The sequence below is a fragment of the Cupriavidus sp. FW305-46 genome, from assembly GCF_058787075.1.
On record NZ_JBYSZI010000005.1, the window covers coordinates 11709 to 35972 of the forward strand.

General features: G+C 70.5%; 22 protein-coding genes. 11 read left to right on the plus strand and 11 right to left on the minus strand.

The window, feature by feature from the left end; translation table 11 throughout:
* The first annotated feature begins 28 nt into the window (after window positions 1-28).
* Genes AC3WON_RS03535 through AC3WON_RS03550 form a run of 4 tightly spaced genes read left to right on the plus strand, consistent with a single transcriptional unit; the run spans window position 29 to window position 3852 of the window.
* The gene (locus tag AC3WON_RS03535) at window positions 29-940 is read left to right on the plus strand and encodes an ABC transporter permease (RefSeq protein ID WP_492351163.1); all 912 of its coding nucleotides are present in this window, start codon (window positions 29-31) and stop codon (window positions 938-940) included.
* Window positions 933-1826, plus strand: a complete 894-nt coding sequence (locus AC3WON_RS03540) for an ABC transporter permease (RefSeq protein ID WP_492319727.1) — start codon at window positions 933-935, stop codon at window positions 1824-1826. The genes AC3WON_RS03535 and AC3WON_RS03540 overlap by 8 nt, the downstream gene beginning before the upstream one ends.
* The gene (locus AC3WON_RS03545) at window positions 1823-2869 is read left to right on the plus strand and encodes an ABC transporter ATP-binding protein (RefSeq protein WP_492351164.1); all 1047 of its coding nucleotides are present in this window, start codon (window positions 1823-1825) and stop codon (window positions 2867-2869) included. Before AC3WON_RS03540 ends, AC3WON_RS03545 begins: the two co-directional genes overlap by 4 nt.
* A 17-nt stretch (window positions 2870-2886) precedes the next feature.
* Window positions 2887-3852, plus strand: a complete 966-nt coding sequence (locus AC3WON_RS03550) for an ABC transporter ATP-binding protein (protein WP_011615927.1) — start codon at window positions 2887-2889, stop codon at window positions 3850-3852.
* Between the two features lie 15 nt (window positions 3853-3867).
* Here AC3WON_RS03550 and bamE read toward each other — a convergent pair whose 3' ends face one another.
* The 3 genes from bamE to AC3WON_RS03565 are packed head-to-tail and all read right to left on the minus strand — an operon-like array spanning window position 3868 to window position 10451.
* On the minus strand, window positions 3868-4416 hold the full coding sequence (gene bamE / locus AC3WON_RS03555) for an outer membrane protein assembly factor BamE domain-containing protein (protein ID WP_492319724.1): 549 nt from the start codon (window positions 4414-4416) through the stop codon (window positions 3868-3870).
* A 43-nt stretch (window positions 4417-4459) separates the two neighbouring features.
* A complete protein-coding gene (locus tag AC3WON_RS03560) occupies window positions 4460-8608 on the minus strand; it encodes a translocation/assembly module TamB domain-containing protein (protein WP_492351165.1) in 4149 nt (1382 codons plus the stop codon).
* Window positions 8609-8648: 40 nt separating this feature from the next.
* Complete coding sequence (locus tag AC3WON_RS03565) at window positions 8649-10451, minus strand: autotransporter assembly complex protein TamA (protein WP_492319722.1); 1803 nt, start codon at window positions 10449-10451, stop codon at window positions 8649-8651.
* A 167-nt stretch (window positions 10452-10618) separates the two neighbouring features.
* Between AC3WON_RS03565 and AC3WON_RS03570 the strand changes: the two genes are divergently transcribed.
* The 3 genes from AC3WON_RS03570 (at window position 10619) to panC (ending at window position 12788) form a co-directional block, all read left to right on the plus strand.
* Window positions 10619-10810 carry a DUF3460 family protein gene (locus tag AC3WON_RS03570; RefSeq protein WP_010814904.1) on the plus strand — a complete coding sequence of 64 codons (192 nt, stop codon included), beginning with the start codon at window positions 10619-10621 and terminating at the stop codon, window positions 10808-10810.
* Window positions 10811-10841: 31 nt separating this feature from the next.
* Window positions 10842-11735 carry a segregation and condensation protein A gene (locus AC3WON_RS03575; RefSeq protein WP_492351166.1) on the plus strand — a complete coding sequence of 298 codons (894 nt, stop codon included), beginning with the start codon at window positions 10842-10844 and terminating at the stop codon, window positions 11733-11735.
* A gap of 204 nt (window positions 11736-11939) precedes the next feature.
* Window positions 11940-12788, plus strand: coding sequence for a pantoate--beta-alanine ligase (panC, locus tag AC3WON_RS03580; protein ID WP_492319720.1), 849 nt, complete (start codon window positions 11940-11942; stop codon window positions 12786-12788).
* 49 nt (window positions 12789-12837) lie between these two features.
* Here the strand turns inward: panC and AC3WON_RS03585 are convergent, their stop codons facing one another.
* Window positions 12838-14031 (minus strand): PepSY-associated TM helix domain-containing protein, encoded by a 1194-nt coding sequence (locus AC3WON_RS03585; protein WP_492319719.1) that lies wholly within the window; start codon window positions 14029-14031, stop codon window positions 12838-12840.
* A 131-nt stretch (window positions 14032-14162) separates the two neighbouring features.
* A complete protein-coding gene (locus tag AC3WON_RS03590) occupies window positions 14163-15683 on the minus strand; it encodes a cobyric acid synthase (protein WP_492319718.1) in 1521 nt (506 codons plus the stop codon).
* A 42-nt stretch (window positions 15684-15725) separates the two neighbouring features.
* Here AC3WON_RS03590 and cobU point away from each other — a divergent pair, with 42 nt between their 5' ends.
* The 4 genes from cobU to AC3WON_RS03610 are packed head-to-tail and all read left to right on the plus strand — an operon-like array spanning window position 15726 to window position 19329.
* Entirely contained in the window at window positions 15726-16421 is a 696-nt protein-coding gene (gene cobU, locus AC3WON_RS03595) for a bifunctional adenosylcobinamide kinase/adenosylcobinamide-phosphate guanylyltransferase (protein WP_492319736.1), read from the plus strand.
* Complete coding sequence (cbiB, locus tag AC3WON_RS03600; protein WP_492351167.1) at window positions 16415-17389, plus strand: adenosylcobinamide-phosphate synthase CbiB; 975 nt, start codon at window positions 16415-16417, stop codon at window positions 17387-17389. Before cobU ends, cbiB begins: the two co-directional genes overlap by 7 nt.
* The gene (gene cobD / locus AC3WON_RS03605; RefSeq protein WP_492351168.1) at window positions 17386-18405 is read left to right on the plus strand and encodes a threonine-phosphate decarboxylase CobD; all 1020 of its coding nucleotides are present in this window, start codon (window positions 17386-17388) and stop codon (window positions 18403-18405) included. Before cbiB ends, cobD begins: the two co-directional genes overlap by 4 nt.
* A gap of 18 nt (window positions 18406-18423) precedes the next feature.
* Window positions 18424-19329 carry a cobalamin-binding protein gene (locus AC3WON_RS03610; RefSeq protein ID WP_492319715.1) on the plus strand — a complete coding sequence of 302 codons (906 nt, stop codon included), beginning with the start codon at window positions 18424-18426 and terminating at the stop codon, window positions 19327-19329.
* On the opposite strand, the gene AC3WON_RS03615 is transcribed toward AC3WON_RS03610, so the two are convergent.
* The 6 genes from AC3WON_RS03615 to AC3WON_RS03640 are packed head-to-tail and all read right to left on the minus strand — an operon-like array spanning window position 19330 to window position 24262.
* The gene (locus AC3WON_RS03615; protein ID WP_492351169.1) at window positions 19330-19911 is read right to left on the minus strand and encodes a histidine phosphatase family protein; all 582 of its coding nucleotides are present in this window, start codon (window positions 19909-19911) and stop codon (window positions 19330-19332) included. It lies immediately after the preceding gene.
* Window positions 19896-20720, minus strand: a complete 825-nt coding sequence (locus AC3WON_RS03620) for an adenosylcobinamide-GDP ribazoletransferase (protein ID WP_051591649.1) — start codon at window positions 20718-20720, stop codon at window positions 19896-19898. The genes AC3WON_RS03615 and AC3WON_RS03620 overlap by 16 nt, the downstream gene beginning before the upstream one ends.
* Window positions 20717-21757: a nicotinate-nucleotide--dimethylbenzimidazole phosphoribosyltransferase gene (cobT, locus tag AC3WON_RS03625; protein ID WP_492319713.1), complete on the minus strand. Its 1041-nt coding sequence runs from the start codon at window positions 21755-21757 to the stop codon at window positions 20717-20719. The genes AC3WON_RS03620 and cobT overlap by 4 nt, the downstream gene beginning before the upstream one ends.
* Window positions 21758-21790: 33 nt before the next feature.
* Window positions 21791-22423 (minus strand): cob(I)yrinic acid a,c-diamide adenosyltransferase, encoded by a 633-nt coding sequence (gene cobO, locus AC3WON_RS03630; protein WP_492319712.1) that lies wholly within the window; start codon window positions 22421-22423, stop codon window positions 21791-21793.
* On the minus strand, window positions 22416-23258 hold the full coding sequence (locus AC3WON_RS03635) for an ABC transporter ATP-binding protein (protein WP_492319711.1): 843 nt from the start codon (window positions 23256-23258) through the stop codon (window positions 22416-22418). Before AC3WON_RS03635 ends, cobO begins: the two co-directional genes overlap by 8 nt.
* On the minus strand, window positions 23255-24262 hold the full coding sequence (locus AC3WON_RS03640; RefSeq protein WP_492319710.1) for a FecCD family ABC transporter permease: 1008 nt from the start codon (window positions 24260-24262) through the stop codon (window positions 23255-23257). Before AC3WON_RS03640 ends, AC3WON_RS03635 begins: the two co-directional genes overlap by 4 nt.
* Window positions 24263-24264: the final 2 nt, after the last annotated feature.

Consider the following 24264-nt stretch of genomic DNA (forward strand, 5'->3'; position numbering starts at 1 on the left):
CGCTGACGAATCTCCGACGGAGCCTGTCATGCCTATTGCAAAACGCCTGCTGCACGGCCTGATCAGCATCCTTGGCGCGAGCGTGATCATCTTCCTGATCTCGCGCCTGTCCGGCGACCCGCTTGCCTTGCTGCTGCCGGCCGACGCGCCGCCGCAGGTGATCGAGGCAACGCGCCGCCATCTCGGCCTGGACCAGCCCCTGGTGGCGCAGTACCTGGTCTTCCTCGGCCATGCCGTCACCGGCGACTTCGGCAACTCCTACCGCTGGCAGGAACCGGCACTGGGGCTGATCCTGGAGCGGCTGCCGGCCACGGTGGAACTGGCGCTGGCCGCGCTGGGCTTCTCGATTGCGATGGCGGTGCCGTTCGGCGTGCTGTCGGCGGTCTACCGCGGCTCCTGGTTCGACCGCTTTGCCAAGGTCTTCGCCATGCTCGGCCAGGCCATGCCCAACTTCTGGGTCGGACTGCTGCTGATCCTGTTCTTCGCGGTGCAGCTGAACTGGCTGCCCGCGTTCGGGCGCGAATCGTGGAACAGCCTGGTGCTGCCCGCGATTGCGCTGGGCTGGTATCCGGTGGCCGCGCAGACCCGCGTGGTGCGCTCGGCCATGCTGGATGTGCTGGACAGCGACTACATCCGCATGGGCCGCGCCATGGGCCTGCCCGAGCACGTGCTGATCTGGAAGTACGCGCTGCGCAATGCGGCGATTCCGCTGGTGACCATCCTCGGTGTGTACTTCGCGGCGATGCTGGGCGGCGCCTTCGTGGTCGAAGTCATCTTCGCCTGGCCAGGCGTCGGCCGCACCGTGGTCGAGGCCGTGTTCGCGCGCGATTTTCCCGTGGTGCAGGCGGGCGTGATGCTCACCTCCGTGCTGTTCGTGCTGTCCAACCTGCTGGTCGACCTGAGCTACGGCCTGATCGACCCGAGGATCCGCCATGCCTGAGATCGCCGTTCCTCCTGCCAGCGCCACGGCGGCGCCGGCCCGCAAGCGCCAGCGGCGTGACCTGGGTGGCCTGCCCTGGTTTGCGCTGGCAATCTTCCCCGTGCTGCTGGTCTGCGCCGTCGGCGGCGAGGCGCTGCTGCCGCACGACCCCAACGGCCTCGACCTCGGCCTGGCCTTCCAGCCGCCGGCCTGGCTGGCGGGCGGCAGCTGGGCCTATCCGCTGGGCACCGACAACATGGGGCGCGACCTGCTCTCGCGCATCATGGCCGGCACGCGCATCTCGCTGGTGGTCGCGCTGTACGCGATCCTGATCTCGGGCGGCATCGGCACCGCCGCCGGCATGCTGGCCGGCTACTTCGGCGGACGCCTGGACGCGCTCATCATGCGGCTGGTCGATATCCAGATGTCGATCCCCGCGCTGGCGCTGGCGCTGGTGCTGGCCGCGGTGCTGGGCCCGGGCTTCAACACCGTGGTGCTGGTGATCGTGGTGACCTACTGGACCTGGTACGCGCGCATCGTGCGCGGCGAGGTGATGTCGCTCAAGCAGCGCGACTACGTGGCGCTGGCGCGCGTGGCCGGCTGCGGCACGCTCACCATCTTCCGCCGCCACCTGCTGCCCAACCTGCTCAACACCCTGCTGGTGCTGGCCACGCTGCAGGTGGGCCAGGTGATCATCTTCGAGGCCTCGCTCAGCTTTCTCGGGCTGGGCATCCAGCAACCCGATGTGTCGTGGGGGCTGATGCTGGCCGATGCGCGCAACTACATCACCAACGCATGGTGGGCCATCACCATGCCCGGACTGGCCATCATGGCCACCTGCCTGGCGTCCAACCTGCTGGGCGACTGGCTGCGCGACCACTTCGACCCGAAAAGGAGGCAGCTATGACCGGCCCCGATCCGCACGTGACGCAATGCCCGTCGCCCACGTCCGCCGCCGGGGGCTCCCCCCGCGGCGCGCCCATGCTGTCGGTGCAGGGGCTGACCACGCACCTAGGACTGCGCCGCGGCACGGTGCGCGCCGTGGACGGGGTCGACCTGCACGTGCATGAGGGCGAGACCCTGGGCGTGGTGGGCGAATCCGGCTCCGGCAAGTCCATGACCATCCTGTCGATCCTGCGCCTGCTGCCGCGCCAGGGCGGCGTGCAACTGGGCGGCAAGGTGCTGCTCGATGGCGTTGACCTGCTGCAGCTGCCCGAGAAGACCATGAGCACGCAGTACCGCGGCCGCAAGATCGCGATGATCTCGCAGGATCCGCTGACCTCGCTGAACCCGGTCTTCACGGTGGGCGACCAGGTCGGCGCACCGCTGCGCTACCACGGCCGCGCCGACAGCCGCGAGGCGCGCCGGCGCCAGGTGGTGCAGGTGCTGGACAGCGTGCGCATCCCCTCGCCCGAGACGCGGCTGGACGACTATCCGCACCAGTTCAGCGGCGGCATGCGCCAGCGCGTGGTGACCGGCATGGCCATCGCCAGCGCGCCGCGCCTGCTGGTGGCGGACGAGCCCACCTCGGCACTGGACGTGACCATCCAGGTGCAGATCATGGCGCTGTTCCGCAAGATCCAGGCGCAGACCGGTGTCGGCATCATCCTGATCACGCACGACCTGGGCGTGGCAGCCAGCATCTGCCACCGGGTCGCGGTGATGTACGCCGGGCGCATTGTCGAGACCGGCGATGTGCGCACGCTGTACCAGCGCCCCGCGCATCCCTACACGCAGGCCCTGCTCCAGGCCATTCCCCACTTCGGCGAAAAGCGCGAGCGGCTCTACGCCATCCAGGGCAGCCCGCCCAGCCTGATCGACCCGCCGCACGGCTGTCGCTTCGCGGCGCGCTGCCCGCACCGCAAGCCGCTGTGCGATGACGCCTATCCCCCCGAGATCGAACTTGAATCGGGCCACAAGGTCAGTTGCTGGCTGGCGTCGGCCGGCTGAGAACCCAGGAGGCGGCCATGCTGCTCGAAGTCGAAAACCTGAAGAAGCATTTCCCCGCGCGCGGCGGCGGCACCGTGCGCGCCGTCGACGGCGTCAGCTTTGCCGTGGATGCCGGCCAGACCTATGCGCTGGTGGGCGAGTCCGGCTGCGGCAAGACCACCATCGCCAGGCAGCTGCTGCTGCTTGAGCGCCCTAGCGCCGGCACCATCCGCTTCGACGGCCAGGACGTGCTGGCGCTGGACCGCAAGGGCGTGCTGGGCTACCGGCGCCAGGTGCAGGCGGTGTTCCAGGATCCGTCCTCGTCGCTCAATCCGCGCCTGAAAGTGGGCATGCTGCTGGCCGAGCCGCTGCTTGCGCACGGCCAGGGCGGCGACCGCGCCGCGCTGCGCCGGCGGCTGCTGGAGCTGCTGGAGATCGTCGGCCTGCCGCCCGGCGCGCTCGACCTGTACCCGCACGAGTTCAGCGGCGGCCAGCGCCAGCGCATTGCCGTGGCGCGCGCGCTGGCGCTGCAGCCGCGGCTGATCGTGCTGGACGAGCCCACCTCGGCGCTGGATGTCTCGATCCGGGCGCAGATCGTCAACCTGCTGTCCGATATCCAGCGCAGCTTCGGCCTGGCCTATGTGGTGATCGCCCATGACCTGGCGCTGGTGGAGCACTTCAGCTCGGCGGTGGGCGTGATGTACCTGGGCAATATGGCCGAAAGCGGGCCCAGCGCGGCGGTGTTCAGCACCCCGCGCCACCCCTACACGCAGGCATTGCTGGGCTCGGCGCCGCGGCCCGACCCCGACCACCAGCCGGCCGAGGGGCTGATCCTGGGCGATATCGGCTCGGCGCTGAACCCGCCAGCGGGCTGCAAGTTCCATCCGCGCTGCCCGCGCGCGGTGCCGGCCTGCGCCACCGAGATCCCCCGCATGCTGCGGCTGGACCCGGCCGCCGGCTCAGCCGCGCCGGCGCACGTGGCCGCCTGCCACCTGCTCCACTGACGACCGGGGCGCGCGTCAGCCGCCCTGCATCTTCGACGGATCGTCGCTGCGCGAGGTCGTGGTGACGGTGCCGTCGCTGTTGAAATGCACGTTGAAGAAGGCCTTGTCGGTGGAGGTTTCCATCCAGCGGTAGCCCCATACCTCTTCCTTCTTCAGCGCAAACGCCTCCACCTTGGTGGGCTTGCCCAGCAAGCGGCGGATGTCGTCCTTGCTCATGCCGGCGCGCACGCGGGCGAAGTTCTCGGCTGACAGCACCTGCTCGATCTTCGCGACCTTGCCATCGGCGCTGATGGTGACCATCCAGGTGGTAGTGCCCTCCGGGCCGCGCGGGTATTCAAGCCGGCGCCCGCCGTCCGCTTCTTCCCAGACGATCTCCGGCTTGCCGGCCTGGCGCCGCAGGTCTTCCTCGGTGGACTGGCCGGGAACGATGCCCTTGAACAGCTCGCTGTCGGGCTTGATCGCGTTCCAGGTGTTGCGGGCGGTGTCGCCCGCCTTCTTCATGGCTTCATCGACCTTCTGCTGGTCGCAGCCGAACAGCGCAAGCAAAGAGGCAAAGAGTCCCATGGCGGCAAGGCGTCGCGGCGACGCGAAAGTTGCGGGGCGTCCGTCAGCGGCGCACGGGCTCGGCGATGGCTGCCGAGGCTGCCTGTGCCGCGCTGTCGGGACTGGTTGGCTGGCTCTCATCCTGCTGGCTCCTTCTGGTGTCGCTGCGACCCGAGGTCCCGCTGAACAGGTTCGCCCAGCTGTCGAAGCGGCGGTTGAACAAGACCGACAAACCGTTGATGGACCCGCCCTTGGCAATCAGCGACCAGCGCCGTGAAAACTGCCAGGTCAGCTTCACCACGTTCGAGGCCGATGTCAGGCTTTGCTCATAGCCTACCGACATACGCTCGGTAATGGCCTTGCCCATGCTGACCACCTGCTGGTCATTGAGACCCGCGGTGCTGGGCCCGATCGAGAATTCGTCGATGCCGAAATGCTGCACGATGCCCTTGCCGGCCTTGCCGCCGATCATGCCCAGCGCCGCGCCGCCCAGCGCGGCACCACCCAGCTGGCGCTGCTGGCCGGCACCGGCGCTTTCGGCGCCGTAGCCGAACATCAGCCACGAGAGCTTATCCTCATCCGGCACATTGGGTTCCGACACCAGCCGCACGCGCGGCAGCCGCACCGTGCCGGTCACCTCCACGCCCGCCTCCACTTCCTGGTTGCGGCGCATGGCGCGGATGTTCATGTTCGGGTTGTCGATCGGGCCGTTGAAGTTGATGATGCCGCGCTCGATGTCGAGCTTGCGCCCGAAGGCTTCATAAGTGCCGTCGGTCACGCGCACCGTGCCGGTGGCCTTCATCGGTGCCAGGGGTTCGCTCTTGACACCCATCTGGCCGGCCAGCAACAGGTCCGCGCCCGCGCCCCGGAAGCGGAAGTTGTTGCCCAGGTCCACGGTCAGGTCGATCACCGGGCTGAACTTGCTTGCCGGCTTGGTCTCCGGCGCCTGCGTGGCGGCAGTCTTCACGGCGCGCTGGTCCTTGCGCCGGATCACCACCACATCGTCGCCCAGCACCGGCGCGCCGGCCTTGGGCAGGTCGAACAGGCCGCGGTCGACATGGATCTTGCCGCGGATCACGACCTGCTTGTTCTCGTTGGCGATGGTGGCATCGCCCGAGACCACCAGCGTGCGCTCGGGGCTGGCGAACAGCTGCAGCTTGTCGGCGACGATCTTGCCGGTCAGGTTGGGATCGGCCTCGCCCAGCTTGACGTTGCCGGTGGCGGTGATCTTGCCGTCGCCGCCGTGGAATTCCACGTGCTTGAGCTCGACCGTGTTCTGGTCCAGCACCACGCGCACGGTGCCGTCGGTCAGGCGCAGGCCCAGGTCGTACAGCGTGACGGCGAGGTTGTCGCCGTCGACGGTGCCGGTCAGCAGCGGCGCGCCGATCGTGCCGGCCAGGCGCATCGCCGCGGCCAGTTTGCCGTCGAAGGCGTACTGCGGGCCGGTCAGCGCTTCCAGCGATTTCAGCCGCGGCACGTCGACGGTGACCGTGCCGCCCAGGGTCGAGGCCGGGCCCACGGTCTGCAGCCCCTGCTCCTGCACCAGTCCGGCGGAGGCGTCCACCACCACCTTGCCGATGCGGCCCGACACCATGCCGCCGCGCAGCGCGATGCGGTTGCCGCCGGCGTCGGCGCGTAGGCTGGTCTCGCCCAGGCCGAGCGTGGTGAAGCCCCGGCCGGCGTTGACCGAGAGGTCGCCGCTGCGCCGCCGCAGTTCGGCAAAGCCGGTCGCGGTCTCGGCCAGCGCCAGGTTCCAGCGGCCGTCGATGACCAGGTCGGAGCGCACCGGCGGCTTCTCGCCGGTGATGGTTTCCATCAGCTCCAGCACATGGCCCACCTGCAGGCCGTCCAGGCTGCCCGCGCTGCGGATGCGGCCGTGGTCCCAGTCCAGGCTGTCGATGGTCAGCGTGGCGCGGTCCAGCAGCAGGCGCGCTGCGCCCAGGCGCACGCGCTGGTCGGCCACCAGCAGCTGCGTCGGCGCGGCCAGGCGCAGGTTGACGGTGCCGCGCTCTTCCAGCGTGCGGATGGTGCCGTTCCAGCCGTCCTTGCCCTTCCACGCGCCCTGCCCCGCCAGCGCCAGCTGCAATGGCCGCTTGTTCAGGCTGCCGGCCGCCTTGACGTCGAAGGTATGGTTGGCCTGGGTGCCGTTGAGCGTGGCGTCGAGCGTGCTCAGGCTGGCCTGCGGGCCGCGGTAGTCGCGCGCGGCCAGCTGCACCGAGAGCGGGCCGTCCAGGCCGCCACGCACCTCGGCGCGGCCGCTGGCGCTGGCCACCTTGTGCGGGCCCACTTCCAGCGCCTGCGCGTTGTAGTCGGCCACCACTTCGGGTTTCTTCAGCGTGCCGGTGATGGTGGCGTCGAGCTTGAGCTTGCCGGCCACGCCAAACTTGAGCCGCTCCAGCTGCGGCGCATCGACCGCCAGCTTGAGCGCATCGCCGCGCGCGCCGAAGCTGCCGCGCAGGTTGGCCTGGTTGCCGGCCATGCTCAGCGAAGCCTCGCTCGGCAAGAGCCGCTCGCCCGCCAGGCGCACCTTGCCGCCGCCGGTCATCGGCAGGCCCGCGTATTCGCTCTCATGCACGGCGAAATCCAGCGCCACACCGAGTTCGGGCGCGATCTCGCCGGTCGCGGTGAAGTCCGCATTGATGCGGCCCGCGGCAACCTTGGCCAGGCGCGAGGGATCGAACGAGGCCAGCTTGCCCTTGAAGCTGAACGGCTGCTTGTCCTTCAGGCCGAGCTTGCCTTCCGCGGTCAGCAGACCCGGGCCCACCGCGGCGCGCAGCGTGGCCAGCGTGAGCGCCTCGGCATCGATGCTGGCATCGGCGAAAAGCTTGAGCGGCCCGCCCGACAGGTCCAGCGCCACGCTTTGCCGGCCCGGCTCCATCCGCACCACCACCGGGCCGGACAGGCTGGCGCTGGTCAGCGAGCCATGCAGCGCGGCCGGGTCCAGCCTGCGCACGTCCAGGTCGAAACCGCCCCGGCCGCCGCGCAGCGAACCGCCGCCGGAGATCTCGGCCTTGCCGGCCAGCGCCACGCGCAGGTCCGAGACGGCCTGTGCCATCTCGCTCAGCTCGACATGGGCGCGCACCGACTGCACCGGCAGTCGCTCCTTGTCCAGCGGACCGGCTTCCAGGTTGCGGATCTCGATGTCGCCGGCGACAGCCAGCGGTGCGGGCGCAGGCGCAGCGGCAGGGGCGGATGCGGAGACCCCCGATGCCGCCGGCGGCGCCGATGCCGCCACGGCGCTGGCCGCCTGCGCGCCGGCAGCCGCCGCCACGCCGCCCACCGGCCGCAGTTCGGCATGCACGGTCAGGTTGGCCTGGGGCGCCGACGGGCTGAACAGGCGCGGGTTGATGCGATCGCCATCGACCAGCAGGTGCGTGAACGGCACCTTGCCGAACGGCGTCAGGTCGACGCCGGCGCGCAGGTGGATGCGGTCGCCGCTGGCCTGCAGCTCGGCGCGCAGCGCGTCCAGGTTGCCCTTGGCGGTGGCGTTGACGGCAAAGGACTCATCCTGCCAGCTGCTCTCCAGCAAGGCTTCGGCGCTGAGCGCAAACGGCGCGCGTGCGCCCACCTGGGCGTTGGCCGCCAGCTTGCCGTACGGTGTTTCCAGCTTGTCCACGCTGACGCGGTGGCGCTGGCCGTCGCTGTGCAGCGCGCCGGCCAGGTTGCTGAACACCATCGGCTCGGCCGTGGGCGCCGTGCCCTGCAGCAGCGACAGCCGCTCAAGCGTCAGCGAATCGACATCGATGGCCAGCGGCAGTTCGAGCGAGGTGGGCTTCTGCATCGGCTCGGTGCTCGGCTCGGACGGGCCGAGCCTCACTTCGGCCTTGCCGATGCGCAGCCACTGCACGTGCAGGCGCCGTGCCTGCCAGCCGAGCACCCAGTTGCCATCCACGCGGTCCACCGCCACGCGCGTCTGGCCGCTGGCGAACACCACGTCGCGCAGGCGCAGGCCGTGCGCCACGGTGCCGCCTTCCAGGCGGCCGCTGAGCATGCCGGCCGACAGCCGCGTGGCCAGCGTCCACAGGTGGCGGGTGCCGGTCTCGGTGCGCAGCGCCGCCACGCCCGCCGCCGCCAGCGCCACCATCAGCAGCAGCAGGATGCCGGCCAGCCAGGCCAGCACGCGCCACAACCGCCGCCGCCTGCGCGGCGCGGGCGGGGTCGGAGTCCGGGCCGAATCGCTGCCGGGCACCGAAGGCAGATCGTGGGCGCTCATGCCTGCATCCGGGTCAGGCGTGAAAGACGAGGGTGCCGCATCAGAACGCCACCCCCAGCGAGATATGCGGGCGGAACTGCTGCTCCTGGATGCCGTAGCCCACGTCCAGCTGCAGCGGGCCCACCGGCGTGCGCCAGCGCACGCCGACGCCCACGCCGTTGTAGATGGTCACGCCGCGCAGGTTGTCGGCGGCGGTGCCGAGATCCCAGAACACCGCCACGCCCCAGTCCGGCTTGAACCAGTACTGGTACTCCAGGCTGCCGGTGCCCAGGTACTTGGCCGGCAAGATGCTGGAGCCGCTGGGCGTGCCGATCGACTGGTAGGTGTAGCCGCGAATCGAATCGGTGCCGCCGGCGCGGAAGCGCAGCGTGGCCGGGATCTGGCTGGAACTGTCGCCGGTCAGGTCGGCACCGAGTTCCAGCCGTGCCACCACCAGGTCGCGCTTGCCCACCGGTATGTACTGGCGGATACGGCCGTACAGCCGCAGGAAGGTGGCATCGCTGAGGAAACCCCTGGCGGCCACCCCGATCTGGGTGCTGATGACGTTGCCGCGGCGCGGGAACACCGGATTGTCGACGTCGCGCCGCGTCCAGGCAAAGGCCGGCACCAGTGCCTTGCTGATCTGGCTGGCCTGGCCATCCGGCAGCAGCTTGTCGTAGTAGAAATCCAGCGACGTCGTCACATCGTACTTCTCGCGCGAGCGCGAGCGCTTCAGGCCCGCGCGCAGGCTGGTAGTGTCGGTGTTCTCGATGTCGATGGTGCGCTCGTAGCTGCTGTACACGCTGTTGCGGTAGTTGCCCCGGTCCGGCGGCATCGCGGCCTCGGCGAACAGATAGGAGCGCTTCTGCTCCAGCCGCGCCTGCGAGTCGAAGGTCCAGGCGCGGTTGAACAGGTTGTAGTACGAATAGCGGCCTTCGACCTGCGCGCCGGTGTCGGTGGTAAAGCCCACGCCGCTGTTGAGCCGGTGCGCCGGATATTCGCGCACGCGCACCGAGACCGGCGCGGTCACCACGCCGTCTGCCGCCTTGTCGGCGTCCGGGGGCGGTTCCAGGTCGACCTGCACGTTGGAGAAGTACGGCTGGTTCTGGATCGCGCGCTGCAGCTCGAGCAGCCGCTCCACGCGGTACGGCTCGCCCTCGTTCAGCGGGTTGACGTTGTAGATGATCTGTTCCGGATAGCGGCGCGTGCCGGTCACCTTCAGCGGCCCCAGCAGGTAGGCCGGGCCGCTGGCGTAATGCGCGGACAGGTCCGCGCGCTGGTCGTCCGGCTCCACGCGCGCCTGCGACGCGGCCAGGCGCGCGCCGTAGTAGTTGTGGCTCTGCAGCGTGACCAGCGCGTCCTCCTTGGCCTTGTCCCAGTCACCCTGCCGGAACGGCTCGCCCACCGGCAGTCCCCACTTGGCCTGCAGCTCGGCCACCTGTTCGGGCGAGCGCGTGGCCGCCGGGCCCGTCACCTGGACGTCGACATTGCGGATCAGCGTGCGCGCGCCGGGGTCGACCATCACGTGGACCACGCGCTTGTCGCCCTCGCCTTCCACGCGGGTGGTGGTGGTCGGGTCGAAGTAGCCCTCGGTTGAGGTGAACGCCCGCACCTGCTCGCCGACGGTCTCGATCATATAGTCGAGCTGGTCCGGCGAAAGGTCGGCGCGGTCCTGGTAGCGTGCCAGGTCCAGATGCTCTTCCAGCATCTCGCGGATCGGCTTGGGCGCCTCGACTTCGACCTTGTAGGCGGCGCGCGCCGGGGCGGCCGCCAGCGCCAGCACCGCGCCCAGCGCGGCCAGTAAGCGAACGGCCACGCGCGCGCGGCCAGCAGAGTCAGCGGTAATAGCGGTGTCTTGCGGCATCGCCGATTGTCCACACATACAAAGTCGGTATTTGACCACACCCGGCCTTGTGCCCGGAACTTTCCGGCGCCTTGCACCCGGCCTGGATGCATCCCGGGGGGCCGATACTGTAAAATCGTGGCCCACTGTACCTATCTGGCGCCCGCGCGGGCGCATCACGGTTGAACATGGCCATCTACGAATCCGATATCACCCAGTTCCTGAAGCAGCTCAAGCAAGAGCGCCCGACGCTGGAGGCCGAACAGCGCGACGGCCGTGCCCTGCTGTGGGACAAGTCGCCGATCGACCTGGAAGAGCGCGCCCGCGCCGAAGCTTCGCGCGTGGCGCAGAAGCCATACGTCTACGCGCAGGACAACTGATTCCCGCCGCCCCCGCGAGCGCACGCCGCCCATGAGCGCAGGCGACCAGGACAAGCTGCCACTGCCCGTCGAGCTGCCTGCCGTGGCCCCGGCCGTTGCAGCCGGCACTGCCGGCCCCGCCGACATGGTCGACGGGATGGCCTTCGCGCGCCTGTACGGCGAGCCGCTGTTCAAGCTGCCGCAGGACCTGTACATCCCGCCGGATGCGCTCGAGATCTTCCTGGAAGCCTTCGAGGGCCCGCTGGACCTGCTGCTGTACCTGATCCGCAAGCAGAACTTCAATGTCCTCGACATCCCGATGTCGCAGGTCACCCGGCAGTACCTGTCCTACATCGAGCAGATCCGCAAGACCAACCTCGAGCTGGCCGCCGAATACCTGCTGATGGCGGCCATGCTGATCGAGATCAAGTCGCGCATGCTGCTGCCGGTCAAGAAGGCCGACAGCGACGATGAGGCCGAGGACCCGCGCGCCGAGCTGGTGCGCCGCCTGCTGGAATACGAGCAGATGAAGCTGGCCGCGCAGCGCCTGGACACGGTGCCGCAGCTGGGCCGCGACTTCCTGCGCTCGCAGGTGTATATCGAGCAGAGCCTGGCGCCGCGCTTCCCGGAAGTGGAGACGATCGACCTGCAGGCCGCCTGGGCCGATGTGCTCAAGCGCGCCAAGCTCAACCAGCACCACAAGATCTCGCGCGAGGAACTGTCGGTGCGCGAGCACATGAGCCAGATCCTGCGCCGCTTGCAGCACGCGCGCTTCATGGAATTCTCCGAGCTGTTCGAGGACGCGGTGCGCTCCGGCAAGGGCGTGCCGGTGGTGGTGGTGAACTTTATCGCCATGCTGGAGCTGTCGCGCGAAGCGCTGGTGGAGATCACCCAGGCCGAACCGTTCGCACCAATTTATGTGCGATTGGCGTACAGCCCGACCTGACCCACCCGCGCTGCGGGGTCCGGCCCCGTCCCAACATGTTCTACAATCCGCCGACAGCCGGTCAAATGGCCCACGGTGCAGGCCCCGCAGGCAAGTGCCAGAAGGCCCCGCGCCCGACAGAAGGCCGAGACCGGTAGTCCATGTGCCGCCCCTCGACGGACCGGCGCCCGGGTCACACCTACCACGACCAGCACACCAAGGCAGATGAAAGTCATTTCCTCCATCCAAGAGCTGCGCGACCAACTACGCGGCCAGAACCGCGCTGCCTTCGTCCCCACCATGGGCAACCTGCATGAAGGCCACCTGTCGCTGATGCGCCTGGCGCGCCAGCACGGCGACCCGGTGGTGGCATCGATCTTTGTGAACCGCCTGCAGTTCGGCCCGAACGAGGATTTCGACAAGTACCCGCGCACGCTGCAGGACGATATCGAAAAACTGCAGAAGGAAGGCGTCTACGTGCTGTTCGCGCCGTCCGAGCGCGATATGTACCCCGAACCGCAGGAATACCGCGTCGAGCCGCCGCATGACCTGGGTGACATCCTGGAAGGCGAGTTCCGCCCCGGCTTCTTCAAGGGCGTGTGCACGGTGGTGATGAAGCTGTTCTCGTGCGCGCAGCCGCGCGTGGCGGTGTTCGGCAAGAAGGACTACCAGCAGTTGATGATCGTGCGCCGCATGGTGCAGCAGTTTGCCCTGCCGATCGACATCATCCCCGCCGAGACCATCCGAGCCGAAGACGGCCTGGCGCTGTCGTCGCGCAACCGCTACCTGACCCCCGACGAACGCGCCGAGGCGCCGGTGCTGTACCGCACGCTGCATGACGTGCGCGACACCGTGCTGGGCAGCGACCGCGCTTCCGCCGACCTGCTTGCGGTCGAGGCGAATGCGAAGGAATCGCTGGCCAGGCGCGGCTGGAAGCCGGACTACGTGTCGATCCGCAAGCGCGTCGACCTGCAGGCGCCGACGCGCGAGGAATTTCTCGCCGGCGAGCCGCTGGTGATCCTGACCGCCGCCAAGCTGGGCGCGACCCGGCTGATCGACAACCTGGAAATCTGAGCGGCGGCGCCGCGCCAGACAAAAAAAGCAGGCCGGCGGCCTGCTTTTTTCATGCCCGGCGCATGCCGGATCGCTGTGCGGCCTTCACCACATGCCGCTGGTGTCCCCGCCGCCGCTTCCACCAGATCAGCACGCCGGTCACGGCAAACGCCAGCGGCGCCAGCCCGAACAGCGTGATGAAGATCCGCCCCGGCAGCCCGAAGGCCTCGCCGGTATGCAGCGGGAACAGCCAGTTCAGCAACGTGTCCCCCGCCGGCGCCTGCTGCGGATCACGCACGCCCAGCGGCTTGCCGCTCCAGGCATCGAGCCACAGCCGCGTCGCACCGGTATCCTTGCGCACCTCGCCGGGCTGGCGCAGCCGGATCTCGAACGCGTCGCCCGGCTTGCGCGGGAAGCTGATGCGGGTCACCTGCGCTTGCGGGTACTGGGCCTGCGCCGCCGCCATGATCTCGCCCGCGCCCAGCGGCCGGGCCCCGGCCGGCGCCGGTGCCGAGACGTGCTTCACCGGCGGCGTCACGGTCATCACGCCGGCCACCATCGGTGTCACCCACTTCGGCAGGTTCAGGTACCAGCCCGAAAAGGCGATGGTGGCCAGCACCGGCGCGGCCAGGATGCCGCCGGCGCGATGCAGCGAATAGTTGAAGCGCGACCATGATCCGCCATGGGTGATGCGGAACGCCTGCACCACCGAGCGCAGCTTCATCTTGGGCCACCACACCGCCACGCCCACCAGCGTGGTCAGCAACAGCAGCATGCCGGCGATGCCGGTGATGGTCTTGCCGGTGTCGCCCGACAGCAGGTAGCGATGCAGGTGGAACAGCGTCGGCAGCAGCAGCCGGCGCGACAGGCCCGCCTCGCCCCAGACGCGTTCGCCCTTCACCGCAAGCGTGACCGGATCGACCATCACCTGGCGCGAGCGGCCCGGCACCACGCCGTCGGGCCCCTTGACCGGATACCAGGCGATAAAGACGCCGTCGGCATGGACCGGCAGCATCAGCAGGTTGGGCTTGCCGTAGGGGGGCGCGGCCAGCCGCTCGGTCACTGCCTGGACCGTGGCCGGCGACACCGGCTGCGTCATCGGCGCGGACGCCACCAGCAGGTCAGGGTTGAGCCAGGCATCCAGTTCTTCGCGCCAGGCGATGGTCATGCCGGTCAGCCCAAACAGGACGAACAGCAGGCCAAGGCTCAGGCCGATATACAGGTGCAGTTTGACGAGGACGACGCGCAGGCGGCCGGTGACCATGTGGGGGCTGAAGTACGTTGAGCGGACGCTGCCTGCGTGGAATATGGCGCACAAGCCACCTCCACGCAGAATGCAAATGCGAAAGATTCGCGATTCTAGCAGGGCCCTGCCAGGCGGCCGTGCCGCGTGCGTCAGCGCCGCAGCGGCGCCAGCATCGCTTCCAGGTCCAGGTGCGCGGTCATGGTGTCGGCAAGCCGCTCGATCGATGCTTCGCGCAATGCATCGAGGTCCACCGCCTGGGCGCCGTCGAGCCCGGCCCAGCGCAGCAGCGCCTGGCAACCGGCAGGCTCGTCGAACAGGCCGTGGACATAGGTGGCCAGCACCTGGCCGTCGGCCGAGCGCGCGCCGTCGGGCCGCACCGTGCCGTCGCCGCGCTCGAGCCACAGGGCCGGCTGCTCCAGCCCCGCGCCCGTGGTGACGCCAAGGTGGATCTCGTAGCCGCGCACCGGCGCATCGGCCTGATCCAGCGCCAGCCGGCCGCCGACCTGGCGCAGTTGCTTCTCTGCCGCCAGCGTGGTCTCGAAGTCCAGCCAGCCCAGCCCGGCGCTGCTGCCGGCCGGGCCTTCGCGGCCATCGGGATCGTGCACCTGCCGCCCCAGCATCTGCATGCCGCCGCAGATCCCGATCAGCTTGCCGCCGTAGCGCAGGTGCCGGGCCAGCGCCGCGTCCCAGCCATTGACGCGGATGAAGTCCAGGTCGCCGCGCACGTTCTTGCTGCCGGGCAGCACCACCAGGTCCGCGGGCGGGATCGGCATGCCGGGCCCGACGAACTGCAGGTCCACCTGCGGGTGCGCGCGCAGCGCGTCGAAGTCGGTATGGTTGGCGATGCGCGGCAGCACCGGCACGATCACGCGCAGGCGCTGCGCCGGCGTGCCGGCCTTGTCCGCTTGCGCGCCGATGATGGCGTCCTCGGCATCGAGATGCAGGCCGTGCAGGTAGGGCAGCACGCCGAATACCGGCTTGCCGGTGCGCGCCACCAGCCAGTCCAGTCCCGGCTCCAGCAGGCCGATATCGCCGCGGAAGCGGTTGATGATGAAGCCGGTCACGCGCGCGCGTTCGCTGTCGGACAGGCAGTCGAGCGTGCCGACCAGGTGCGCAAATACGCCGCCGCGGTCGATGTCCGCCACCAGCACCACCGGGCAGTCGACGCGCTCGGCAAAGCCCATGTTGGCGATGTCGCGCTCGCGCAGGTTGACCTCGGCCGGGCTGCCGGCGCCCTCCACCAGCACCACCTCATAGGCCTGCGCCAGGCGCGTGTGCGAAGCCAGCACGGCCTTCATCGCCTCGGGCTTGTAGGCATGGTAGGCGCGCGCATCCAGGTCCAGCCGCGCGCGGCCGTGGATGATCACCTGCGCGCCGGTGTCGCTGCTGGGCTTGAGCAGCACCGGGTTCATGTCGGTATGCGGTGCCAGCCGCGCGGCCTGTGCCTGCAGCGCCTGCGCGCGGCCGATCTCGCCGCCGTCGGCGGTGACCGCGCTGTTCAGCGCCATGTTCTGCGGCTTGAATGGCACCACGTGCGTGCCGGCACGCGCCAGCACCCGGCACAGGCCGGCCACGATGGTGCTCTTGCCGGCATCGGAAGTCGTGCCCTGGACCATCAGCGTGCCGCGCAGGGCACCCGGCGGCAGGGATTGCGAGGAGTCGGTCTGCATTGGCGGATTATCGCACCGGTGCCTGCAACACCTCCCCGTGCGATGCCCGGATGCGGCGGCTACAATACGCGGATGGAAACCCCGGCCATCGCACCCGCCTCCGCCCCCGACACCGCCAGCCAGCCGCGTGCCGCCGGCGGACACGGTAACCGCCAGCTCACCCTGGTGCTGGGCGGCGCGCGTTCCGGCAAGAGCCATTACGCCGAACAGCTCGCCACCGACCATGCCACCATCACCGGCGGCCCGGTCACCTACATCGCCACCGCGCACCAGGACCCGGCGCACGCCGACCAGGAGCTGGAGGTCCGCATCGCCCTGCACCGCGCCCGCCGCCCCGCCGACTGGCGCCTGGTGGAAGAACCGGTGCACCTGGCCGATGCGCTCTACGCCAACGCGCGCCACGACGGCTGCATCCTGGTGGATTGCATGACGCTGTGGATGAACAATCTGATCTTCCCCGACGGCCGCGCGTACCCTGAGCATGGCGTGATCACGCCGCCGGATGCCTTCACCGAGGAAATCGAAGCGCTGCTCACCGCGCTGCCGACGCTGCCGGGCCATGTGATCCTGGTCTCGAACGAGATCGGCTTCGGCGTGATCCCGATGGGCGCCATCACCCGCTTCTATGTCGATGAACTGGGCCGCCTGAACCAGAAGCTGGCCGCCGCCGCCGACTGCGTGCGGCTGATGGTGGCAGGCATTCCGGTTGCGGTGAAAGGCGCCGATCCCACATGCTGATGCTGGCCTGGCCGGCATGCGTGGCAGCGGCACTGACGGGCGTTGTGCTGGACCGCTGGCTGGGCGAGCCGCGCCGCTGGCATCCGCTGGTGGGCTTCGGCCGCATCGCTGCCGCACTTGAGCGGCGGCTCAACCCTGCGCCGCACCGCGGCGCGCCCTGGCGCCAGCGCCTTGCCGGTCTCGCCGGCTGGTGTGTGCTGGTGCTGGTGCCGGCAGCGCTCGCATGGTGGCTGGTCGACGCTGCGGCCAGCCTGCATCCTGTTGCCGCCCTGGCGCTGCATGCGGTGGCGCTGCACGCGGCACTCGGCGCGCGCAGCCTGCACCAGCATATCGCCCCGATCGCCACCGCCCTCGCCGCCGCAGACCTGCCCGCCGCGCGCACGCTGACCGCGCGCATCGTCTCGCGCGACACCGCCGATGCCGATGCTGAAGCACTGGCCCGTGCCGCCTGCGAGTCGGCGCTGGAGAACGGCAACGACGCGGTCTTCGGGGCGCTGTTCTGGTTCCTGGTCGGCGGCGCGCCCGCCGTGATCGTGTTCCGGCTGGCCAATACGCTCGATGCGATGTGGGGCTACCGCACGCCGCGGCTGCTGTATTTTGGCTGGGCCGCGGCGCGCATCGACGACGGGCTCAACCTCGTGCCCGCGCGCCTGACCGCGCTGTCCTATGCGCTGCTCGGCGCCACCGCGCAGGCGCTGCATTGCTGGCGCACGCAGGCGCCGGCATGGTCGAGTCCCAATGCCGGCCCCGTGATGGCCGCGGGCGCCGGTGCGGTGGGCGTGCGGCTCGGCGGCCCGGCGCGCTATCACGGCGAGATCGAGCAACGCCCGCCGCTGGGCGCCGGCCCTGCGCCGCAAGCCGCGCACGTGATGGCCTGCCTGCGGCTGGTCGAGCGCACCTTGTGGCTGTGGCTGGCGCTGGCAGGCGCCAGCGCGCTGGCCGTCCTTGCGCTTGCCACGCCGGCATGAACACCGCCCTGCCCCCGATCCGCCATGGCGGCGACCTGCTTGCCGCGGTGCGCCGCTACGGCCGCCCCGCCGGCGACTGGCTCGACCTGTCCACCGGCATCAATCCCGACGGCTATCCGGTGCCGGCGCTGCCTGCGCAAGCGTGGCAACGGCTGCCGCAGGATGACGACGGACTGGCCGAGCTGGCCGCGCAGGCCTGCGGCGCGCCGCGGGCCTTGCCCGTCGCCGGCTCGCAGGCCGCCATCCGCACGCTGCCGGGTCTGCTGCGCCCGGGCCGCGTTGGCATTGCCGCACTCGGCTACAGCGAATACGCGCCGGCCTTCGCTGCCGCGGGCCATGCGGTGGTGCCGCTGGATGAAGCGGCTTTCACGCAGGCGGCGCTGGCCGACGAACTCGACCATCTCGTCGTCGTGAACCCGAACAACCCGACCGGCCGCATGCTGCCCGCCGCAACGCTGCTGCGCTGGCACGCGAAGCTGGCGGCGCGCGGCGGCACGCTGCTGGTCGATGAAGCCTTTATCGACTGCCTGCCCGATGGCTCGGTGGCCGCGCACAGCGGCAAGGCCGGCCTGGTGGTGCTGCGCTCGATCGGCAAGTTCTATGGCCTGGCCGGCATCCGCTGCGGCTTCGTGCTGGCGCAGCCGGCACTGCTCGACGCGCTGCGCGAGCGCCTGGGCCACTGGACCGTATCGGGCCCGGCACGCGAGGTCGCGCGGCACGCCCTGGCCGACCACGCCTGGCACGATGCCAACCGAGCGCGGCTGCAAGCATGCGGGGCGAAGCTGGCCGCGCTGCTGGACCGCGATGGCCTGGCGCCGGTGATGCATCCGCTGTTCTGCTGGGTGCCGCATGGCGACGCCGCACGGCTGCAGCACGGGCTCGCGCAGCATGGCGTCTGGACCCGCTGCTTCGACGCCGCCGGCGGCTGTCCGCCGAGCCTGCGCCTGGGCCTGCCGCCGGACCAGCCGCACGCCTGGCAGCGGCTGGAAGCGGCACTGGCCGCGGTCACTGCCTGAACCACTTTCCCCGATTCCATGCTGAACCGCCTGACGCCCGTTATCGCTTCCACGCTGCTGCTGGCAGCCCTGCCTGCCGCCGCCGCGGTGTCTGCCGTCGACGACGCTGGCCAGACGGTGACGCTGCCGCAGCCCGCGCGCCGCGTGATCTCGCTGGCGCCGCACGTCACCGAGATGATCTTCGCGGCCGGCGGCGGCGACCGCATCGTCGGCACGGTCAGCTACAGCGACTACCCGCCGCAGGCGCGCGAGATCGCGCGCGTGGGCGACAACAAGGCGCTGGACCTGGAGCGCATCGCCGCGCTCAAGCCGGACCTGATCGTGGTCTGGCGCCACGGCAATGCGCAGAAGCAGACCGACCGCCTGCGCGCGCTCGGCATCCCGCTGTTCTACAGCGAGCCGCGCAGGCTGGCCGCGATCCCGGAGAACATGGAGAAGCTCGGCACGCTGCTGGGCACCGAAGCCACCGCGCGGCGCGCTGCCGACGGCTTCCGCCAGCAGGTGGAGACGCTGCGCAAGACTTACGCGGCCCGCCCGCCGGTGACGGTGTTCTACCAGGTCTGGCAGCAGCCGCTGATGACGCTCAACGGCCAGCACCTGGTCAGCGACATGCTGGCGCTGTGCGGCGGGCGCAACCTGTTCGCGGCCGAGACGCCGCTGGTGCCGACCGTGTCGGTCGAAGCGGTGATCGCGGGCAACCCGGAGGCGATGCTGACGGCGGGCATGGGCGCCACGCGCTCGGATCAGCCGCTGCCGGATTTCGAGATGTGGCGGCGCTGGAAGCAGGTCACGGCGGTGGCGCGCAACAACCTGTTCGTGATCGACGGCGACCTGGTCAACCGCGCCGGTCCGCGCGTGGCGCAAGGCGCCGAGCTGATCTGCAAGGACCTCGACACGGCGCGCAAGCGCCGGCCCGCACGCTGATCAGGCGGCGCGGTTCCACCAGCCGAGCCGGACCCCGCCCGGCCCCAGCGTGAAGCCACAACTAGCCCCGAAGCCCAACGCCCAGTTGACCGTCGTCGCCAGCGGCACGCCCAGCCAGTGCGCGGCCAGCATGCGCATCGGGCCGGCATGGCCGACCACCCAGAGACACTCGGCGCGATCCGTGGCAAGCGTTCCCGCCCAGCCGGCAACCCGCGCCATCGCCTGCGCCGGCGCTTCGCCGCCATGCGGGCGCGCGTGCAGCAGGTCGGCCGCCCACTGGTCGAGCGCGGCGCGGTCGATCGCATCCCAGGCGACGCCCTCCCAGCTGCCGAAATCGATTTCGCGCAGCCGGGGTTCGGTGTCGATGGCCGGTGCACCGCCCGGCAGCGCCTGCACCAGCGCCTGCGCGGTGCCGAGCGCGCGCGCCAGCGGGCTGGCGACAATGCGATCCGGCGTGGGCAGGCCCGCGGCGATCCGCGCCGCCGCGGGCGCCAGCGGCGCCACCAGCGGCAGGTCGAGGCAGCCATAGCAGGTGCCCGCCGGCACCTGCGGCTGCGCATGGCGGATCAGGACCACATCCATGCCGCGGCCACCAGGTAGAGCAGGATCTCGGCGCACTGCTGGGCCATGCCGAGGCAGTCGCCGGTATAGCCGCCGATGCGGCGCACGAAGTAGCGGCCGAGCAGCAGGCGCAGCCCCAGCAGCGCGACCACTGCCGCCGCGCAGAACCACGGCGACACCAGCCACAGCGGCACCAGCCCGCACAGCAGCGCGAACGCCAGCCCGGCGCCGGCCAGCTTCTGCGCCACCGGCTTGGCCTTGCCTTGCGCGCGCACGTAGGTCAGCGTGGCCAGATAGCTGACCGCCATCGCGCGGCTGGCGGCGTGCGCGGCGACGATCACCGCCAGCAGCACCATCAACCCGCCGCGCCCCGCGATCGCCACCAGCAACTGCCACTTGAGCAGCAACGCCACCACCAGCGCGATCGCACCGAACGCGCCGATGCGCGAGTCATGCATGATGCGCAGCACGTCCTCGCGCTGCCACGCGCCGCCGAAGGCATCGACGCAATCGGCCAGGCCGTCTTCATGGAAGGCGCCGGTCAGCAGCAGCGTGGCGGCCATGCCCAGCAGCACGGCCACGCCGGGCGGCCACCACAGCATCGCGCCCCAGGTGACCAGCGCGCCCACGCCGCCCACCAGCAGCCCGACCAGCGGGAAGTAGCGCGCGGCGGCGTGCAGGTAGTGCGGTTCGAATCCGGCCCAGCGCGCCAGCCAGCCCGGCAGCGGCACGCGCGTGAAGTAGCCCAGCGCCGTCAGGAAATAGCGCAACTCGCCGGCCACGCCGGCGGCGCTGCCTTGTGCAGGCACCGGGTCGGACGGCACGCTCATGGCGAGGCGGTGCTGACGCCGGCGCCGCTGAAGGTCGCCATTTCGTTCAGGAACGCCGCCGCCGAGGCCAGCAACGGCCACGCCAGCGCGGCGCCCGTGCCCTCGCCCAGGCGCAGGTCCAGCGCCAGCAGCGGCGCGGCGCCGAACTGGTCCAGCAGCGCACGGTGGCCGCGCTCATGTGAGCAGTGCGTGAACACGCAGTACTGCAGCACATTGGGGTCCAGGCGCTGCGCCACCAGCAGCGCGGCCGTGGCGATAAAGCCATCGACCAGGATCACCATGCGGCTCGCGGCGGCGGCCAGGAAGGCGCCTGCCATCATCGCGATCTCGAAGCCGCCGAAGGTGGCCAGCACATCCAGCGGCGCCTGCGCATCGGCATGCAGCGCCAGCGCGCGCTCCAGCACCTCGCGCTTGCGCGCGAGGCCGGCATCGTCCAGCCCGGTGCCGCGCCCGATGCAGTCTGCCAGCGGCAGGCCGGTCAGCCGCTGCATCAGGCAGGCGGCCGCCGAGGTATTGGCGATGCCCATCTCGCCGAAGCCGATCACGTTGCAGCCCTGCTGCGCATGGCGCAGCACGCGCGCCATGCCGGCAGTCATCGCCGCGGCGGCCTGCTCCGGCGTCATCGCGGGTTCGACGGCGAAGTTGCGGGTGCCGTCGGCAATGCGGCAGTTGACCAGGCCCGGTGCCGCCGGCAGCGGCACGCGCACGCCCGCGTCGACAATCTCCAGCGCAATGCCGTGCTGGCGCGAGAACACATTGATCGCCGCGCCGCCAGACAGGAAGTTCTGCACCATCTGCGCGGTGACCTCGGCCGGATAGGCGCTGACGCCGGCGTCGGCCACGCCGTGGTCGGCCGCAAACACGATCACCGTCGGGCGCTGCAACACCGGCCGCGCCGTGCCGAGGATCAGGCCCAGCTGCAAGGCCAGCGATTCCAGCCGGCCCAGTGCGCCGAGCGGCTTGGTCTTGTCGTCGATGGCGGCCTGCAGCTCGGGGCGCAGGGCATCGTCGAGGGGAGTGATTTCCGGAAACTGCATGATGCGTTGACCTTGTATTCAAAAACGATGCGGCTACATCTCGACGCCGCGCTGCGCCTTGATGCCCTGCTGGAAGGCATGCTTGACCGGCGTCATGTCGGTGACGGTGTCGGCCGCCTCCACCAGGGCCGGCGGCGCGCCACGGCCGGTGATGACCACGTGCTGCATCGGCGGGCGCGCGCGCAGGTCGGCAATGACCTGCTCCACATCAAGATAGTGCAGCTTGAGCGCGATGTTCAGTTCGTCGAACAGCACCAGGCCGATGCCGGGGTCGCGCAGCATGCCGCGCGCCACTTCCCAGGCCGCCTCGGCCTTGGCCACGTCGCGGGCGCGGTCCTGCGTTTCCCAGGTATAGCCCTCGCCCATCACGTGGAAGGCGCACTCGTCCGGGAAGCGGCGCAGGAACATCTCTTCGCCGGTGGGCTGCGCGCCCTTGATGAACTGGACCACGCCGGTGCGCATGCCGTGGCCAAGCGCGCGCACCACCATGCCAAAGCCCGAGCTGGACTTGCCCTTGCCGTTGCCGGTGGTGATGACGATCACGCCGCGCTCATCCTGCGCGGCGGCAATCTTGGCGTCGACGATTTCTTTCTTGCGCTCCATGCGCGCCTTGTGGCGGGCATCGCGGTCCGGGTCTTCTGCAGGGGGGGTCTGGGTATCAGTCATGACGTGTGTCGGGTATGGGTGGGGCGGCGCCGTCGGGAATCAGCGCAGTATGCGCGCCGTCGGTGACGCTGACGATGGCGGTGCGCAGCGCGCGCGAGCAGTGTTCAGGGGTCAGCACCTGGGCGGCAGTGCCATGCAGCGTAGTGCCGTCTTCGGCCATCAGCAGGGCGTGGGTGGCGTAGCGCAGCGCCAGCGTCAGGTCGTGCAGGATCACCACGATGGCATGGCGCCCGGCCCGGGCCAGCGCGGCCAGCTGTTCCAGCACCAGGATCTGGTGGCGCAGGTCCAGGTGCGAGACCGGTTCGTCCAGCAGCAGCAGCGGCGCCTGCTGCGCCAGCGCCGCGGCCAGCGAGGCGCGCTGGCGCTCGCCGCCGGACAGGGTCAGCACATCGCGCGCGGCCAGCGCCTCAATATCCATCGCGCGGATCACTTCGTGCACGATGCGGTCATCCTCGCGCCCGGTCCAGCCCCAGCCGGACAGGTGCGGATGCCGCCCCACGCGCACGGCATCCTGCACCGACATCGAGAAGGTGTCATGCACGGCCTGCGGCAGGTAGGCGCGCTGGCGCGCCAGCACCGCCGGCGCGATCTGCGCCGCCGCGGTGCCGTCGATCTCCGCGCTGCCGCCGTCGGCGTGGCGCAGCCCGGCCAGCACCGTCATCAGCGTGGACTTGCCGGCACCGTTGGGTCCGGCAATGCACCACAGCTGCCCCGCGCCGATGGTCATCGTCAGGCGCTCCACCAGCACGCGCTGGCCGGTGCGCAGCTTCACATCTCGCAGCACGAGCTGCGGACAGGCAGTGAGCGGATGGGACCAGTGCGGGGCCTGGCTCATCGCGGCCTCCGCAGCAGCAGGTAGAGGAAGGTCGGCACGCCCAGCAGCCCGGTGATCACGCCCACCGGCAGCTGCGCGGGCGCGACCACGGTGCGTGCGATCAGGTCGGCGGCCATCAGCAGCGCGCCGCCCAGCAGCGTGGCGGCCGGCAGCAGCAGGCGCTGGTCGTTGCCCCAGGCGAGGCGCACCAGGTGCGGCACCACCAGCCCGACAAAGCCGATCGAGCCGGCCGTGGTGATGGCAGCGGCAATGCACAGCGACGCCAGCAGGAAGGTCGCCAGCCGCACGCGGCCCACGCGCACGCCCAGCGACTGCGCCACGGTCTCGCCCAGCAGCATCACGTTGAGCGCGCGCGCCATCGGCATGGCCAGCAGCAGCGCCACCACCAGCATGGCCAGCGCGCCGCCGTAGGCGGCGGTGCCGCCCAGGTCGCCGGTCAGCCAGAACAGCATGCCGCGCAGGCGCGACTCCGGCGCAATGGAAAGGATCAGGGTAATGACCGCGCCCCAGCCCGCGGCCAGGATCACGCCGGTCAGCAGCAGCCGGGCGCCCGCCTCGCGGTGGCCGCCCTGCACCTGCGGATGCAGCAGGTCGCGCCGCGCCAGCGACGCCACCAACACCATCGCCCCCAGTGCACCGGCGGCGGCGGCGGCCTGCACGCCCCACCACGGCGCCAGCAGCAGCATGGCCAGCAGCGCGGCAGTGGAGGCGCCGCCCGACACGCCCAGCACATAGGGCTCGGCCAGCGGGTTGCGCAGCAGCACCTGCATCAGCGCGCCGGACAGGGCCAGCAGCCCGCCGCAGGCAAACGCCGCTGCCGCGCGCGGCAGCCGCAGTTCGCGCACGATCGCTGCGGCGGTGCCGGTGTCGGCACCGCTGAGCGCAAGCCAGAGCTCGCGCGCATCGAGTGGCACGCTGCCCAGCGCCAGCGACAACGCGAACGCCAGCAGCGCCGCGAGCGCCAGCACCAGCCAGATCGCCAGGGCGCGCCGGAACTCAGACATGG

What these genes read in the sequence shown, in the direction of transcription:
- AC3WON_RS03535 (WP_492351163.1), top strand. Translation starts at nt 29, where the DNA reads ATGCCTATTGCAAAACGCCTGCTGCACGGCCTGATCAGCATCCTTGGC.
- AC3WON_RS03540 (WP_492319727.1), top strand. Translation starts at nt 933, where the DNA reads ATGCCTGAGATCGCCGTTCCTCCTGCCAGCGCCACGGCGGCGCCGGCC.
- AC3WON_RS03545 (WP_492351164.1), top strand. Translation starts at nt 1,823, where the DNA reads ATGACCGGCCCCGATCCGCACGTGACGCAATGCCCGTCGCCCACGTCC.
- AC3WON_RS03550 (WP_011615927.1), top strand. Translation starts at nt 2,887, where the DNA reads ATGCTGCTCGAAGTCGAAAACCTGAAGAAGCATTTCCCCGCGCGCGGC.
- bamE (WP_492319724.1), bottom strand. Translation starts at nt 4,416, where the DNA reads ATGGGACTCTTTGCCTCTTTGCTTGCGCTGTTCGGCTGCGACCAGCAG.
- AC3WON_RS03560 (WP_492351165.1), bottom strand. Translation starts at nt 8,608, where the DNA reads ATGAGCGCCCACGATCTGCCTTCGGTGCCCGGCAGCGATTCGGCCCGG.
- AC3WON_RS03565 (WP_492319722.1), bottom strand. Translation starts at nt 10,451, where the DNA reads ATGCCGCAAGACACCGCTATTACCGCTGACTCTGCTGGCCGCGCGCGC.
- AC3WON_RS03570 (WP_010814904.1), top strand. Translation starts at nt 10,619, where the DNA reads ATGGCCATCTACGAATCCGATATCACCCAGTTCCTGAAGCAGCTCAAG.
- AC3WON_RS03575 (WP_492351166.1), top strand. Translation starts at nt 10,842, where the DNA reads ATGAGCGCAGGCGACCAGGACAAGCTGCCACTGCCCGTCGAGCTGCCT.
- panC (WP_492319720.1), top strand. Translation starts at nt 11,940, where the DNA reads ATGAAAGTCATTTCCTCCATCCAAGAGCTGCGCGACCAACTACGCGGC.
- AC3WON_RS03585 (WP_492319719.1), bottom strand. Translation starts at nt 14,031, where the DNA reads ATGGTCACCGGCCGCCTGCGCGTCGTCCTCGTCAAACTGCACCTGTAT.
- AC3WON_RS03590 (WP_492319718.1), bottom strand. Translation starts at nt 15,683, where the DNA reads ATGCAGACCGACTCCTCGCAATCCCTGCCGCCGGGTGCCCTGCGCGGC.
- cobU (WP_492319736.1), top strand. Translation starts at nt 15,726, where the DNA reads ATGCCCGGATGCGGCGGCTACAATACGCGGATGGAAACCCCGGCCATC.
- cbiB (WP_492351167.1), top strand. Translation starts at nt 16,415, where the DNA reads ATGCTGATGCTGGCCTGGCCGGCATGCGTGGCAGCGGCACTGACGGGC.
- cobD (WP_492351168.1), top strand. Translation starts at nt 17,386, where the DNA reads ATGAACACCGCCCTGCCCCCGATCCGCCATGGCGGCGACCTGCTTGCC.
- AC3WON_RS03610 (WP_492319715.1), top strand. Translation starts at nt 18,424, where the DNA reads ATGCTGAACCGCCTGACGCCCGTTATCGCTTCCACGCTGCTGCTGGCA.
- AC3WON_RS03615 (WP_492351169.1), bottom strand. Translation starts at nt 19,911, where the DNA reads ATGGATGTGGTCCTGATCCGCCATGCGCAGCCGCAGGTGCCGGCGGGC.
- AC3WON_RS03620 (WP_051591649.1), bottom strand. Translation starts at nt 20,720, where the DNA reads ATGAGCGTGCCGTCCGACCCGGTGCCTGCACAAGGCAGCGCCGCCGGC.
- cobT (WP_492319713.1), bottom strand. Translation starts at nt 21,757, where the DNA reads ATGCAGTTTCCGGAAATCACTCCCCTCGACGATGCCCTGCGCCCCGAG.
- cobO (WP_492319712.1), bottom strand. Translation starts at nt 22,423, where the DNA reads ATGACTGATACCCAGACCCCCCCTGCAGAAGACCCGGACCGCGATGCC.
- AC3WON_RS03635 (WP_492319711.1), bottom strand. Translation starts at nt 23,258, where the DNA reads ATGAGCCAGGCCCCGCACTGGTCCCATCCGCTCACTGCCTGTCCGCAG.
- AC3WON_RS03640 (WP_492319710.1), bottom strand. Translation starts at nt 24,262, where the DNA reads ATGTCTGAGTTCCGGCGCGCCCTGGCGATCTGGCTGGTGCTGGCGCTC.